Source organism: Pseudomonadota bacterium, assembly GCA_039033415.1.
Lineage (GTDB): Bacteria > Pseudomonadota > Gammaproteobacteria > Xanthomonadales > SZUA-38 > JANQOZ01.
Genome location: JBCCCR010000048.1, coordinates 1 through 14,463, shown reverse-complemented (window position 1 = coordinate 14,463; position 14,463 = coordinate 1). Strand labels below are relative to the sequence as shown.

At 62.1% G+C, this 14,463-nt stretch carries 13 protein-coding genes; 8 read left to right on the top strand and 5 right to left on the bottom strand.

The genetic code is table 11. The features are described 5' to 3' along the window. Positions 1-6: 6 nt before the first annotated feature. The 3 genes from sucD to glpK are packed head-to-tail and all read left to right on the top strand — an operon-like array spanning position 7 to position 4,047. Entirely contained in the window at positions 7-882 is an 876-nt protein-coding gene (gene sucD / locus AAF358_25615) for a succinate--CoA ligase subunit alpha (GenBank protein MEM7708953.1), read from the top strand. Positions 883-919: 37 nt separating this feature from the next. Next, a complete protein-coding gene (locus AAF358_25610; GenBank protein MEM7708952.1) occupies positions 920-2,542 on the top strand; it encodes an NAD+ synthase in 1,623 nt (540 codons plus the stop codon). Next, positions 2,542-4,047, top strand: coding sequence for a glycerol kinase GlpK (gene glpK / locus AAF358_25605; protein MEM7708951.1), 1,506 nt, complete (start codon positions 2,542-2,544; stop codon positions 4,045-4,047). Before AAF358_25610 ends, glpK begins: the two co-directional genes overlap by 1 nt. Before the next feature lie 38 nt (positions 4,048-4,085). Here the strand turns inward: glpK and AAF358_25600 are convergent, their stop codons facing one another. The 4 genes from AAF358_25600 to AAF358_25585 all read right to left on the bottom strand — a co-directional run bounded on the left by AAF358_25600 (position 4,086) and on the right by AAF358_25585 (position 7,698). After that, positions 4,086-4,850: an SDR family NAD(P)-dependent oxidoreductase gene (locus tag AAF358_25600; protein ID MEM7708950.1), complete on the bottom strand. Its 765-nt coding sequence runs from the start codon at positions 4,848-4,850 to the stop codon at positions 4,086-4,088. A 57-nt stretch (positions 4,851-4,907) separates the two neighbouring features. Continuing rightward, entirely contained in the window at positions 4,908-6,686 is a 1,779-nt protein-coding gene (gene phaC, locus AAF358_25595; GenBank protein MEM7708949.1) for a class I poly(R)-hydroxyalkanoic acid synthase, read from the bottom strand. Between the two features lie 15 nt (positions 6,687-6,701). Next, complete coding sequence (gene phaR / locus AAF358_25590; GenBank protein ID MEM7708948.1) at positions 6,702-7,220, bottom strand: polyhydroxyalkanoate synthesis repressor PhaR; 519 nt, start codon at positions 7,218-7,220, stop codon at positions 6,702-6,704. A gap of 112 nt (positions 7,221-7,332) precedes the next feature. Then, positions 7,333-7,698, bottom strand: coding sequence for a phasin family protein (locus tag AAF358_25585; protein ID MEM7708947.1), 366 nt, complete (start codon positions 7,696-7,698; stop codon positions 7,333-7,335). 163 nt (positions 7,699-7,861) lie between these two features. Between AAF358_25585 and AAF358_25580 the strand changes: the two genes are divergently transcribed. Further along, complete coding sequence (locus tag AAF358_25580) at positions 7,862-8,119, top strand: hypothetical protein (GenBank protein MEM7708946.1); 258 nt, start codon at positions 7,862-7,864, stop codon at positions 8,117-8,119. A gap of 177 nt (positions 8,120-8,296) precedes the next feature. On the opposite strand, the gene AAF358_25575 is transcribed toward AAF358_25580, so the two are convergent. Beyond that, on the bottom strand, positions 8,297-9,154 hold the full coding sequence (locus AAF358_25575; GenBank protein ID MEM7708945.1) for an outer membrane protein assembly factor BamD: 858 nt from the start codon (positions 9,152-9,154) through the stop codon (positions 8,297-8,299). Positions 9,155-9,323: 169 nt separating this feature from the next. On the opposite strand from AAF358_25575, the gene rluD reads away from it, so the two are divergent. The 4 genes from rluD to AAF358_25555 all read left to right on the top strand — a co-directional run bounded on the left by rluD (position 9,324) and on the right by AAF358_25555 (position 14,298). Next, on the top strand, positions 9,324-10,268 hold the full coding sequence (rluD, locus tag AAF358_25570; protein MEM7708944.1) for a 23S rRNA pseudouridine(1911/1915/1917) synthase RluD: 945 nt from the start codon (positions 9,324-9,326) through the stop codon (positions 10,266-10,268). Further along, the gene (gene pgeF / locus AAF358_25565) at positions 10,240-11,037 is read left to right on the top strand and encodes a peptidoglycan editing factor PgeF (protein MEM7708943.1); all 798 of its coding nucleotides are present in this window, start codon (positions 10,240-10,242) and stop codon (positions 11,035-11,037) included. Before rluD ends, pgeF begins: the two co-directional genes overlap by 29 nt. A gap of 208 nt (positions 11,038-11,245) precedes the next feature. Then, complete coding sequence (clpB, locus tag AAF358_25560; protein MEM7708942.1) at positions 11,246-13,837, top strand: ATP-dependent chaperone ClpB; 2,592 nt, start codon at positions 11,246-11,248, stop codon at positions 13,835-13,837. Between the two features lie 104 nt (positions 13,838-13,941). Then, positions 13,942-14,298, top strand: coding sequence for a zinc ribbon domain-containing protein (locus AAF358_25555; GenBank protein MEM7708941.1), 357 nt, complete (start codon positions 13,942-13,944; stop codon positions 14,296-14,298). Positions 14,299-14,463 lie beyond the last annotated feature (165 nt).

The window sequence follows — 14,463 nt, the reverse complement described above, 5'->3', positions numbered from 1 at the left end:
TTCCTCATGAGCGTACTAGTCAACAAAGATACCAAAGTGCTGTGCCAGGGACTGACCGGGAGCCAGGGCACCTTTCACTCCGAGCAGGCTCTGGCCTACGGAACCCAGCTTGTTGCCGGCGTCACGCCGGGCAAGGGCGGCACCACACACCTGGACCTGCCGGTCTTCGATACCGTGGAGCAGGCCGTGGCGGAGACCGGCGCGGACGCGAGCGTGATTTACGTCCCGCCGCCATTTGCCGCTGACGCTATTTTGGAAGCCGCTGACGCCGGCGTTCGGGTGATCGTTTGCATTACGGAAGGTGTGCCCGTGCTCGATATGATGCGCGTCAAAGCCGTGATCGAACAAATGGAAGACACCTGGCTGATCGGGCCGAACTGTCCGGGCATCATCACCCCGGGGGAGTGCAAGATCGGCATTATGCCCGGTCAGATCCACTCGCCGGGTAAGGTGGGTGTGGTCTCGCGCTCCGGCACGCTGACCTATGAAGCGGTGCATCAAACCACGCTGGCCGGCCTGGGGCAGAGCACCTGTATCGGCATCGGCGGTGACCCGATCAACGGGATGAGCTTTATCGACTGCCTGAAGCTGTTTCAAGACGATGAGCAGACCGAAGGCATCATCATGGTGGGCGAAATCGGCGGCACCGCGGAAGAGGACGCCGCTGAGTTCATCAGCGAATACGTTACCAAGCCGGTGGTTTCCTACATCGCCGGCGTCACCGCGCCGCCCGGCAAGCGTATGGGCCACGCGGGCGCCATCATCGCCGGGGGCAAAGGGACGGCGGAAGCGAAGTTCGAGGCGCTGGAGAAAGCGGGCGTGACAACCGTCCGGTCACCGGCTGACCTCGGCACCGCGCTTGCTGAGAAGATGGCGGGGTAAGTGGTAGCCCGAGCTTCCGACAGGGCCTGACCGCGCGGTGCCGTCACCCGGTGAGCTGATCGTCGCCGCCGTCCAGCGGGACTTCCCGGTGGGCGACGTGGCCGGCAACGCCGAGCGGGTCCGCCAGGCCTTGGCTGAGGTGGACGAATCGGTTCACCTCGTGCTGTTTCCGGAACTCACGCTGACCGGCTATCCGCCGGAAGATCTCCTGTACCGCCATGGTTTCCTTGAGACATCGCAGCAGCATCTGGACCAACTCATCAGCGAAATTCAGGGGCCGGACGTGCTGCTTGGCCATCCGCTGCTGGAAAACGGCGCGCTTTTTAATGCGGTGAGCTGGATCCGAAACGGCGAGCTGCTCGGCCACTATCGCAAGCAGGCGTTGCCGAACTACGCGGTCTTCGACGAGAAGCGTTACTTTCAGCCGGGCACAGGCGCGCTGACGGTCGAGCTGCAGGGTCACCGGGTGGGGGTGCTGATCTGTGAGGACATCTGGGAGACTGCGCCGGCCGCGAACGCCGCAGCGGACGGCTGTGACCTGATTGTGGTGCCGAACGCTTCGCCCTATCACGTATATAAGCGCAACGAACGCGAAGGTGCACTCCGGCTCCGGGCCCGGGAAACCGGCAAGCCAATCCTCTACGCAAACCTGGTCGGCGGCCAGGATGAGCTGGTGTTCGACGGCCGGTCTTTTGCAGTCACGCCAGACGGGGCGCTGACCGGTCCGACCGAACCTTACGATGACGGAATTTTTCGCTTCGGCTTTGACGGCAGCCGCTTTGCGGCGCATGGCTGGCAGCCCGATGGACCGGAGCTGCCGCTCAAGGGCGTGTACGACACGCTCGTACGCGGCACCCGCGATTATGTTCACAAGAGCGGCTTTCAGCAGGTATTGCTTGGTCTTTCGGGCGGTATCGACAGTGCGCTGACGCTTGCCATTGCCGTCGACGCGTTTGGCGCTGAGAACGTCCACGCGGTCATGATGCCCTCCCGCCACACGTCCCAGCTGAGTGTCGACCTGGCCAGGCAGCAGTGTGAGTGGATGAACGTGCGACACACCGTGCTTTCGATCGAGGGGCCGTTCGAAGCGTTTCTGGAGACGTTGGCGCCCGTCTTCGGTGATGCGGAGCCTGATATTACGGAGGAGAACCTTCAGGCCCGCTGCCGAGGCAACCTGCTGATGGCATTGTCGAACAAGTACGGCGCCATGCTGCTGACCACCGGCAACAAGAGTGAAGTGGCGGTCGGATACTGCACCATCTACGGCGACATGTGCGGCGGCTATGCGCCGATCAAAGACTGCGTCAAAACGCTGTGTTACGAGCTCAGCGTCTACCGTAACGAGATCTCCATGGCGATTCCCCAGGAGGTCATCGACCGTCCGCCCTCAGCGGAACTGGCGCCGGACCAGAAAGACGAAGACTCGCTCCCGCCTTACCCGGTGCTCGATGAGATTCTCGCTCGTTACGTGGAGCGCGATGAGTCCGTGGAGGACATTATGGCGGCGGGCTTTGATGAAGCGACGGTGCGCAAGGTCGCGCGGCTGGTGTTGATCAACGAGTACAAGCGTCGGCAGAGTGCACCCGGTGTTCGCGTCACCCCCCGGGCTTTCGGCCGTGATCGCCGCTACCCGATCAGCAATCGCTGGCGCGACGCTTAGTGGGCCGAGCGGCGCTGCTGGCGATCGACCAGGGCACCACCTCCAGCCGGGCGCTGGTCTTCAGCCCCGCCGGCGAACTGATCGCCAGCGCTCAAAGTGAGTTTCCCCAACACTACCCGGCCAACGGTTGGGTCGAGCATGATCCCGAGGATATCTGGCAGTCGGTATTAAGGGTCATCCGCTCCGCGATGCTGGACGCCCGCGCCGAGGGGTGGGAGGTCCAGAGCGCCGGCATTACCAACCAGCGAGAGACGGTGATTGTCTGGGAGCGCAGCAGCGGCGCGGCCATCTACCCCGCGATCGTCTGGCAGGATCGCCGCACGGCGGCCGTGTGCGAGGCGCTCCGTGCTGAGGGGTTCGAGCCGGAACTGACCGAAAAGACCGGGCTGCTGCTCGACCCCTATTTTTCCGCCAGCAAGATCGCCTGGATTCTCGATCACGTGCCGGGTGCCCGGCAGCGTGCGGCCAAGGGTGAGCTCGCGGCCGGCACGGTGGACAGCTTCCTGATCTGGCGCATGAATCAGGGCGGTCGCCACCAGACCGACGCCACCAACGCGAGCCGCACCAGTCTGTACGACATTCGTCGCGGTGAGTATTGCGACCGTCTGCTGGCGGCGTTTAACGTGCCTCGCGAGCTGCTGCCGTCGGTCCACAACTGTGCCGACGACTACGGCCAGCTGCACCAAGACCTGTTCGGCAAGGCCATTCCGCTGGGGGGCGTTGCCGGCGACCAGCAGGCCGCTACCATCGGGCAAGGCTGCACCTCGCCCGGTACCATCAAAAGCACTTACGGCACCGGCTGTTTTGTTCTCCTGAATACCGGGTCGCAGCAGGTCCATTCCAACCAGCGGCTGCTCTCGACGATTGCCTACCAGCTTGCCGGGCAGCCGGTTTATGGCCTGGAAGGGTCTATTTTTGTGGCTGGCGCAGCGGTGCAATGGTTGCGTGACCAGCTCGGCGTGATCAGCCATGCGGACCAGACCGAGGCGCTCGCCGCCGAGCTGGACGGTAACGACGGCGTTTACCTGGTGCCGGCCTTCACCGGGCTGGGTGCCCCCCACTGGGATCCGGAAGCTCGCGGCAGCCTGCTTGGCATGACGCGAAATACCGGTCGCGCTCATTTAGCGCGGGCCGCGCTGGAGTCGGTCGCCTATCAGACCGCCGGTCTGCTCGACGCCATGGGTCGAGACGGACAGGAGGGCGATCTGCTCCGCGTCGACGGCGGTATGGTCAGGAACAGCTGGCTTTGCCAGTTTCTGGCCGACGTTCTCGATGGTCCGGTGGAGCGACCGGAGCTGCTGGAGAGCACGGCCCTGGGCGCCGCATTGCTGGCTGGACTTGCGGGCGGGGTTTACCCGGGCCTGACCGCGCTAAGCCAGCTGGAGCGACCGCAGCGGCGTTTCGAGCCTCGGATGACGGACAGCCTGCGTGGTGAACTGCTCGAAGGTTGGCGCGCAGCGCTTCGTCGCACCCGATCCCATCAGGGCCCGCAGACCGCCGGCTGACGACACCGGGTGGTGCCGCCCGCCGGGGTCCTCGATTGCTATAGGCGAAGCGCTCCGTCAATCTCGAAGCAGCGGCCGCTGACGTAGTCGTTTTCCAAGATGAACTGCACGGTGCTGGCGATTTCGTCGGGATCACCGACTCGGCGTGCTGGAATCATGTTGGTCAGCTTTTCTCTAGCCTCGGGTTTCATGGCCAGCACCATGTCGGTGCCGATAAAGCCCGGTGCAACCGACGCAGCGCGGATCCCGTAGCGAGCAAACTCTTTGGCCCAGACTACGGCCATCGCCTGCACGCCGGCCTTGGTGGCCGAATAGTTCACCTGGCCCATATTGCCGGCGCGGGAAATCGATGAGATGTTGATGATGCAGCCTTTGCTGCCGCCTTCGATCATCTTCGCCGCAGCCTCCCGGCCGCACAGAAAAACACCCGTCAGATTAACGTCGATCACCAGCTGCCACTGCTCGATCGACATCTTTGCGACCTGCTGGCCGTCTTTGTACTTGAGCGTCAGCGCATCGCGGGTGATGCCCGCGTTGTTTACGAGGCCGTGAACGGCGCCAAACTCGGTGTTGATACGATCGAACAGATCTACAACCGCGTCTTCCTGGGTCACGTTCACCTCGTAGGTTTCCACCTTGTCCGACCCGGCGGCCAGGCAGGCCTCCTGGGTCTTGGCCAGGCTTTCCGGATCCAAATCCACCAGCGCCAGCCGGGCACCGGCGGCCGCCAGCCGGGTGGCCATGGCGGCACCCAGGCCGCGGCCACCACCGGTGATCACGATGGTTTTTTCTCTTAGTTCCATATCGCTTCCTTGTGGTTTGCGAGGGCCGCTGAAGAAGTCCAGCGGCCAAGAAATTCGTTAACTCTTAACGCTGACAAAAGATCCCGGGGTGTCTTCGAGCGCCGGGAGTTTGCCGTCGCCCGGTTGGCGGGCGCCAACCTTGGAACCGGACAGTTCCGACAGCCAGCGGTCCCAGTCGGGCCACCATGACCCGGGGTGTGAGGTTGCACCGTCTACCCATTCATCGAGGTCCGCGGGATGTGCCTCATTCATCCAGTAGTTGTATTTCTGGGCCGAGGGCGGGTTGACCACACCGGCAATGTGGCCGGAGCCTGCGAGCATGAAACGCACCGGACCCTGATACAGGCCTTTGGCCTTGAAGACCGAGTTGTAAGGCGCGATATGATCCTCTTTGGCCGCCTGGAGGTAGATCGGGATGTTGATTTTCGTCAGGTCGATCGGCACACCGCCCAAACTGATGCCTCCCGGCTGTACCAGGGCGTTTTTCAGGTACATCTCGCGGAGATAAAACATATGCAGCGCGCGGGGCATGCGCGTTGCGTCAGCGTTCCAATACAACAAATCAAAGGCCATCGGATCTTTGCCAAGCAGGTAGTTGTTGACGTAGTAGGACCAGATCAGGTCGTTGGACCGCAGCAGGTTGAACGCGTTGGACATGGCCTCGCCGTCGAGATAGCCGTGCTCTGCCATACGCTGATCCAGCGATTCGAGCTGCTTTTCGTCGATGAATACCTTGAGGTCACCCGCTTCGGAAAAGTCGACCTGGGCAGCGAAGAAAGTTGCTGCCTTGATCCGCTCGTCTCCTTTTTCAGCCAGGTAAGCCAAAGCCGCGGCGGTCAGCGTGCCGCCGATACAGTAGCCGATGACCGACATCTCTCTGGCTCCGCTGGCCGCTTCAACGGCGTCCATGCTCGCGAGGATGCCCTCGCGGAGGTAGTCGTCCATGGTCTTTTCCGCCAGCCGGCTGTCCGGATTCACCCAGGACACAACAAACACCGTGTAGCCCTGACCCACCGCATAGCGAATAAATGAGTTTTCCGGCTGCAGGTCCAGAATGTAGTACTTGTTGATCCATGGCGGGAAGATCAGCAGCGGCCGCTCATAGACCTGTTCGGTCGAAGGCTCAAACTGCAGCAGCTGTACGATGTCGTTCTGAAACACCACCTTGCCCGGCGCGGTGGCGATGTTCTCACCGACCTGAAACGCATCCTGGTCGGTCATCGTAATCTTGAGCTGCCCGTCACCAGCCTCCAGATCGCGTTGCAGATTCTGCATCCCACGAATGAGGTTTTGGCCGCCGCTGGCAACGGTTTCTTTAATGACCTGCGGGTTGGTCATCAAGAAGTTGCTCGGCGACATAGCGTCGGCCATCTGCTGGGTGTGAAACTGAATCTTGCGGGCGTCATCTTCGCTGAGCCCGTCGATGTCCGACATGGTTTTGGTCAGCCACTGGCTGGTGATCAGGTAGGACTGGCGAATCACGTCGAAGACGCCGTGTTCGTCCCAGTCGGCGCTCTTGAAGCGCCGGTCGCCCTTGGTCGGCTCGGCCACCGGCGAAGACTCCTGGCCCATCATTTTGCGCGTTGTCTCTTGCCAGAGGTTCATGTGCGACTGCCACAGGTCGAGATTGGCTGCCATGAGCTTCTGGGGGTTCATGGCCAGCTGGCGCATTCCCTCGCCGAACGAGGACAACGCGTTGAAGGGGTCCATCATGGCGCTCAGCGTTTCCTGGGGAGACGCGAGAAGCTCAGCGAACGTCTGCTGGTTCTTCTCCATGATCTTCATGAACTCTGCGCTCATCTCCTCGAAACTCGCGCTGCTGTCTTGCTCTGCCATGGTGCTTTCCGTTGTTTAAGATCTTGGATTATCGGGCGTTGAATCGTTGTGATCGGGTTCGTCGGGGCCTGCGTCGTCCGAGGCGGACGGATTTCGGGCGGTACCCAGGAGGGCCTGCTGCATGTCCTGCCAGGCTTTCATCTGGCTGCTGGCCATTTCCTGCAGCGTGGCCAGCGGGGTTGCGGCCATGGCTGCGCGCATCTGATCCTGCAGTTTGGACTGCTGCGACATAAAGCTGTCGAAACTTTTGAGCAGGAATTCTCCGAGGAGGTCTTGCATCGGGTTGCCGTAGAGGCGGATCAGGCGGGTCAGGAGTTCAGCGTCAAGGATCGGCCGGCCGGCCTGTTCCTGGTCGGCGATAATCTGAAGCAGCAGACCGCGGGTCAGGTCCTCGCCGCTGGCGTCGTCGACAATTTTGACGTTTTTGCCGGCGACAATCAGGTCTCGAATGCCGTCAAGCGTGACGTGGCGGCTGGCCTGGGTGTCGTAGAGACGCCGATTGGCGTATTTCTTTACCAGATAGGGTGTGGGCATGGGTGCCGCTTATTCTAACCCAGCAGTCTTTCGGGCCCCGAATCGGCAAACCCTTTTTGAGAAGGGAAGGCGCCGGGGTGTGCCGGCGCCTTCGAAGCGCAAGGTGCCTCAGTTAGGCGGCTTTCTTGCTGCTCTTGCGAGTTGCGGGCTTGGCAGCCTGCGCGTTGACCAGACCGGAAGCCTTTTCCTGGAAGGCTTTGCCCAGCTCAACGTACTCGTTGGCGCGGCTGGTCAGCAGCTCGGAAAACGCTTTGCTGCCGGCGACCTGGCGCTCGAACAGCTCCTTCGGCTCGCTAACATCCACCGGAAGCTTGGCCTGTGAGACGGCAAACTCCAGCATGTCGCCGGCGAGGGCGTAGTTTTTGCGGGCCAGGGTTTCAAAGGTCTCAACGGCGATGCCGGTGAACTGGCGCACGGGCTCCATGCCCTGCTTCTGCAGGTCGGTGAAAGCTTCGAGGTTTTCTGAAAATACGCTCATCGTATAAATCCTTCGGCTGTGGGTGGCGGTTTCTTTTTGCACTGCAAAAGATACACGTTTTTTTGTGCAGTGCAACATAGAATAATATATTGCTATTAAAACAATAACTTAAAAGAAAGGAATTTGAAGCGACGCAATAAAAGGGCGGTTTGAGACCAAAAAAATGGCGCTGCACCAGGCTGCCGATAGCGGGAGAAGTGGCTGCAAACAGCGCAATGTCACTCGCTTGACAGACGGGATGGGCCTCAAAACGGAAAATAGCTCCATGGTGAAAAAACATCAGTTGGAGGCAGCCATGAATTTACAAGCTGAAAAGAAAACTCATTGGATCCATTCGATCGGTATGGCGGTAGGGCTAGCGGCACTGCTGGCGACCCAGATTGTCACCGCTTGGGCGATCAGCAGCTGGCTGATCCACTGACGGGATTATGGGAGGACTCAGCGATGGACCTATTAGCAGCAGAACCGCAGGCCCATGTATCGGGAGATGGCGCTCGGCGAGCACCGGAGCCCAGCAAAGGGGAGAGTTGCGTTTTAAAAGGGCGGAAGGTTTGCCTGTCGACCACCGGCGAGTGGCCAGCGGAGCTGCTCTTTGAGATCAGTCAAACGGCCACAAACGCGCCAGCCAGCCTTCGCTCTCATAGCGACCGGTGAGATAGGGATGCTCCGGGTAGTTGATCTTCAGCACCCGGTAAGCATCTTCTGACAGCTGGGCGAGCTCGAGCTTGTCGTAGGCCTGGCTCATCAGCGCCAGCGCATCACCCGCCTGCGGGGCTTCCTGGAAGTTTTCGACCACATATTTGGCCCGATTGGCGCACGCAACGTACGCCCGGCGGCGATAGTAGTACTCAGCGACGGCGATCTCGTAGCCAGCCATCTCGTTACGCAGAAAGAGCATCCGTTCTCGCGCATCCTCAACATATTGGCTGTTGGGATAGCGCTGCACCAGCTCGCCGAACGCGGCGAACGACGCTCGCGCAAATTCCAGGTCACGGGTACTGGAATCCACGTTGAGGAGTCGGCCCAGCAATCCCCGGTTACGAGAAAAGCTCACCAGTCCCTTCAGGTAGTGGGCGTAGTCGGCGTGTTCATGAGTCGGATAGGTCCGAAGAAATCGATCGAGCGTGGTGACCGATAGGTCGGGCTCAAAGTTTTTGTAGTAAGCGTAAGCCAGCTCCAGCTGGGCCTGCTCCGCGTAGCGCCCGAAGGGAAACCGGGACTGCAGCTGCCGGTATTGAAAAATGGCCCGGTCATAGGAGCCGTTGTCGAGCGACTGCTTGGACCGCTCATACAGTTCGCTCGCGGTGATGGTGTTATCCTCGCGCTCCTCGCCGTCAGAACCGCACGCGCTCAGCAGCGCCGTCAGCAGCAGGATCAGGCAGAGCTGAGCGAGCTGACCCAGATGGGTCTTTGATGAGCGGCCTGTTGTTGGGTGGAGTGAAGGCTTTTCCGACATCGAATCACGGGATGACCAGAGGAACAGCCGGTCATGATAACCAAAAACTTGCCTCTTCATGGCAAAAAAACGCGCAACCTCGCCCGGTGATTCGCCAGAATGCGGTCCACCGGGATGAGAAAAGCGGGAGGACTTCCTGAAATTGCCTTCGGATGCCCGAATTAGCGAGATGTTCACGGCTCAGGAAAACCCGGCCGGCCAGCGTCTCGATCAGCTGCTCGCCAAAGCGCTGCCGGACTTTTCCCGCTCAAAGCTCTCCCAGTGGATCAAACAGGGCTATGTGCGGGTCGACGACACCCGCGCAAAACCCAGCCAGCGCCTTTATGGCGGAGAGGTCGTGAGTATCGACGCGCCGCTGGAAAATCAGATCGATGACCAGCCGCAGTCACTCGAGCTCGACCTGGTTCACGCCGACCCTCACTTTTTTGTCGTAAACAAACCCCCTGGCCTGGTGGTTCACCCGGCTGCCGGGCATGCTGATGGCACCCTGCTGAATGCGCTGCTGCATCGGGACGACACGCTGAAAAAACTGCCCAGGGCAGGCATTGTCCACCGACTCGATAAAGACACCAGCGGCCTGCTGGTCGTTGCGAGGACGCTGACGGCCCACAGCTCGCTGGTGCGCCAGCTCGAGGAGAGAACGGTCAGCCGGCGCTACTGGACGTTGGTTTACGGCCGGCTGGTCAGCGGCGGCACGGTCGACGTGCCGCTCGGGCGCCATCCCGTTGACCGCAAAAAGATGGCGGTGCGGGGGGACGGCAAGCCCGCCGTGACGCATTACCGGGTGCTTAACCGATATAAGAACTTCAGCGAGCTGGGCGTTCAGCTGGAGACCGGCAGGACTCATCAGATCCGGGTCCATCTGTCCCACCAGCGTTTTCCGATCGTCGGTGACCGCCAATACGGCGGGCGAATGCGCTCCCCGGCGGGGGCGGGTGACGCGCTCCTGGACGCGTTAAGCGGCTTGCGCCGGCAGGCGCTGCACGCGGTCCGGCTGGCGTTTGATCATCCCGGCACCGGCGATCGCGTCAGTTTTGAGGTCCCGCTCCCCGAGGACCTGACGATGCTGGCAGAGGCGGTGGCCGGTGATCCTGCGCAGCGGGCTGATGCTTGACGCCGAGTCGCTGATTACGCCGGACTGGCCGGCACCGGCATGGGTGAGCGCCTTCAGCACCACGCGCCGCGGCGGCGGCAGCCTCCCGCCGCACGACAGCATGAATCTCAGCCAGACCGGCGGCGACGACCCGGCGGCGGTTCGAGAAAACCGGCGCCGCCTGAGGGTGGCGGTGCCCGGACAGCCGACCTGGCTCAAGCAGGTACACGGACATCGCGTTATTGAGCTCGCCGCGGACACCGCCCTGGCGGCCGTGCCGGCCGAGGCGGACGGCGCAGTGACGTCGGTGCCCGGCCTGCAGTGTGTGGTACTGACCGCGGACTGCCTGCCGCTGTTGATCTGCGACGTCGCTCGCCGTCGGGTCGCCGCCGTTCATGCCGGCTGGCGCGGCCTGGCCGCCGGCGTGGTCGAAGCGGCGCTGGTCGTCATGGCGGCTGACCCCGCGCGGACGCTCGTCTGGCTTGGGCCCGCGATCGGCCCGGCGCACTTTGAGGTCGGTGCAGACGTGGTGATGGCTTTCTGCGATGAGCAGCCCGACGACCGAGCCATGTTTGACCAACGCGATGAAAACCATTGGCTGGCCGACCTGCCGGGTCTGGCGACAAACCGCCTGGCGCGCGCTGGGTTTCACAACGTCTACGCCAGCGGCTTGTGCACCTACGAAGACGCTGATCGGTTCTACTCCTACCGACGGGACCGCACAACCGGTCGCATGGCGACCGGCATTTCGCTGCTGACCGACCGCCTCGGCCAGCCCACGGTGAGCTGACGTCCTTCTACCTGCGGACACTCGCTTCGGATCGGATTAGGTACCCGACCGCATCCTTCCCAGCCGGTCGTATACGGCGGCGACACTGGTCGTCGCCGAGCGGTCTCATACTGCTTGAAAGACCTGTCATATGGCGCCAGATCATTGGTATCTCGCGGCATTGTTGGGTGCCGCCAAAGCATTTTCTGGAGGAACTCTCATCATGCGAATGGACAAGCTGACCAGCAAATTCCAGCTCGCGCTAGCGGACGCGCAGTCGCTGGCGGTCGGCCGCGATCACGCGACGATCGAGCCGGCTCATCTGCTCACGGCGCTGCTCGATCAGGAGGGCGGCGTGGTGCGCCAGCTGCTCGCCCAGGCGGGTGTGAACGTCAATCGACTCCGGTCTCGGCTCGGCGAAATGCTCGAGGCGCTGCCGAAGGTTTCGGGCAACGACGGGCAGGTCAATCTGGGCAACGACCTGGTCAATCTGCTCAACGTCTGCGACAAGCTCGCCCAGGAGCGCGGCGACCAGTACCTCACGTCCGAGCTGTTCATTCTCGCCGTGCTGGCGAGCAAAGGCGAACTGGCGCAGCTGCTCAAAGAGTCGGGCGCCAACGTGGACGCAATCAACAAGGTGATCGACGAGTGGCGCGGCGGCCAGAAGGTGGACGACGCCAACGCCGAAGATCAGCGCCAGGCGCTGGAGCGGTACACCATCGACCTGACCGAGCGCGCTGAGCAGGGCAAGCTCGATCCGGTGATCGGACGGGACGAGGAGATCCGTCGGGCCGTCCAGGTGCTGCAGCGCCGGACCAAAAACAATCCGGTACTCATCGGCGAGCCGGGGGTGGGTAAAACCGCCATCGTGGAAGGACTGGCTCAGCGCATCGTTGACGGCGAGGTGCCTGAAGGCCTGAAGGACAAGCGCCTGCTGGTGCTGGACATGGGTGCCCTCATTGCCGGCGCCAAGTTCCGCGGGGAATTCGAAGAGCGCCTGAAATCGGTGCTGAACGATCTGGCCAAGCAGGAAGGCCAGGTGGTCCTGTTTATCGACGAGATGCACACCATGGTCGGTGCGGGCAAGGCCGAAGGCTCGATGGATGCCGGCAACATGCTGAAGCCGGCACTCGCTCGCGGTGAGCTCCACTGCATCGGCGCTACGACGCTCGATGAGTACCGCCAGTATGTGGAGAAAGATGCGGCGCTGGAGCGGCGCTTCCAGAAAGTGTTTGTCGGCGAGCCGAGCGTCGAGGACACCATCGCCATCCTGCGCGGCCTCAAGGAGCGCTACGAGGTCCATCATGGTGTGGACATTACCGATCCGGCCCTGGTTGCCGCGGCAACGCTGTCTCATCGCTACATCACCGACCGCCAGTTGCCCGATAAGGCCATCGATCTGATGGACGAAGCCGCGTCGCGAATCCGCATGGAGATCGACTCCAAGCCTGAGGTCATGGATCGGCTGGAGCGCAAGATCATCCAGCTGAAGATCCAGCGTGAGGCGCTGAAAAAGGAAACCGACGAGGCGACGGTCAAACGCCTGGAAGAGCTGGAAGAAACGCTCGGCGGGCTCGAGAAAGAGTTTGCTGATCTGGAGGAAATCTGGCGCTCCGAGAAAGCGTCCGTGCAGGGCTCAACGCAGATCAAAGAAGCCCTCGAGCGGGCGCGGCTGGATCTGGAGACCGCGCGCCGGGCCCAGGATCTGGCTCGCATGTCGGAGCTCCAGTATGGGCAGATCCCTGAGCTGGAGCGGCAGCTGGCGGAAGCCAGCCAGCCGACCGGCAGCGAAGCGGAGACCCGTCTGCTGCGCAGCAAGGTCACGGATGAAGAGATCGCCGAAGTGGTTTCCCGCTGGACCGGCATTCCGGTCAATCGCATGCTGGAAGGTGAGCCCGAGAAGCTGCTGCGCATGGAGCAGGAGCTCCACAAGCGCGTGATTGGGCAGGACGAGGCCGTGACGTCTGTTGCCGACGCCATCCGTCGGTCTCGCGCCGGCCTGTCGGACCCGAACCGGCCCAACGGGTCGTTTCTGTTCCTGGGCCCCACCGGCGTTGGGAAGACCGAGCTGTGCAAGGCGCTGGCCGAATTCATGTTCGACACCGAAGACGCCATGGTGCGCATCGATATGTCCGAGTTTATGGAAAAGCACTCGGTGGCCCGGCTGATCGGGGCACCCCCCGGCTACGTCGGCTACGAGGAGGGGGGCTACCTGACCGAGTCGGTACGCCGACGACCCTACAGCGTGATTCTGCTCGACGAGGTGGAGAAGGCGCATGCCGATGTCTTCAATATCCTGCTGCAGGTGCTCGACGACGGGCGGCTGACCGACGGCCAGGGCCGCACCGTGGACTTCCGCAACTCGGTGATTGTCATGACCTCAAACCTCGGGTCCCAGGTTATCCAGGAGCTATCCGGCGAGGCGCAGTACGACCGCATGCGGGCTGCCGTGATGGAGATAGTCGGCCAGCACTTTCGGCCGGAGTTCATCAACCGTGTCGACGAAATGGTGGTGTTCCACCCGCTTTCCGCGGACGAGATCCGGGCGATCGCGGCGATTCAGGTTGGATCGCTGGGACGGCGTCTGAACGAAGCCGGGCTGTCGCTTAAGATCTCTGACGCTGCGCTCGACTGGCTTGGACAGGCCGGATTTGATCCGGTGTACGGCGCCAGGCCGCTGAAGCGGGCGATTCAAAACGGGTTGGAAAACCCGCTCGCCCAGAAGATTTTGGCGGGCGAGTTTGCGCCGGGTGAGGTGGTTGACGTGCATGTCGATGAAAACGGACTGATCTTCGGCAAAGCACAGGCTTCGGCTGCCTGAGCTCAGCGTTCGGGGCTTTGGCCTGCAGCTGAACCGGATTGAGCTTGAACGGGTTCGGCACAGGCCCCATCTGCCTGACATCGACCGCAAGCGAGGGACTGTCAATGCCGTTTTATGAATACCGCTGCGAGGAGTGCGGGCACGAGCTCGAGGCGCTGCAGAAAATCTCTGACGAGCCGCTGGTGGATTGCCCGAAGTGTGGCGCCTCAGCGCTTCGCAAGCTGGTCTCGGCCGCGGCGTTCCGCCTCAAAGGCGGTGGCTGGTACGAAACCGACTTCAAGAAAGACGGCAAGAAAAACCTCGCCGGTGACGCTGCCGACTCGAGCGCGAAGAGCGATAAGGGTGAAAGCGGCGGTGACGCCAAGAGCGGTGGCGACAGCAAAAAGACCGGCACCGAGGGCAAAAAGGCTGAATCCAAGCCCACTAGCGGTAATAATAAGGGCACAACCAGCCCGGCCTGAGCCTAGTGTCCTGTTTGGAAAGTCCGTTGCGTTTCAGAGCCCCGTTGGGCGCCAAGAACAAGGCGCATCGCGCCGGCAATGGCCGTAGCCCTTGGCAAGCGATGCAACGCGGTTATTGGCGCCCAAGGGGGCTCCCTTCGGGCGCGTCCCACAAGGCCTGGAGCG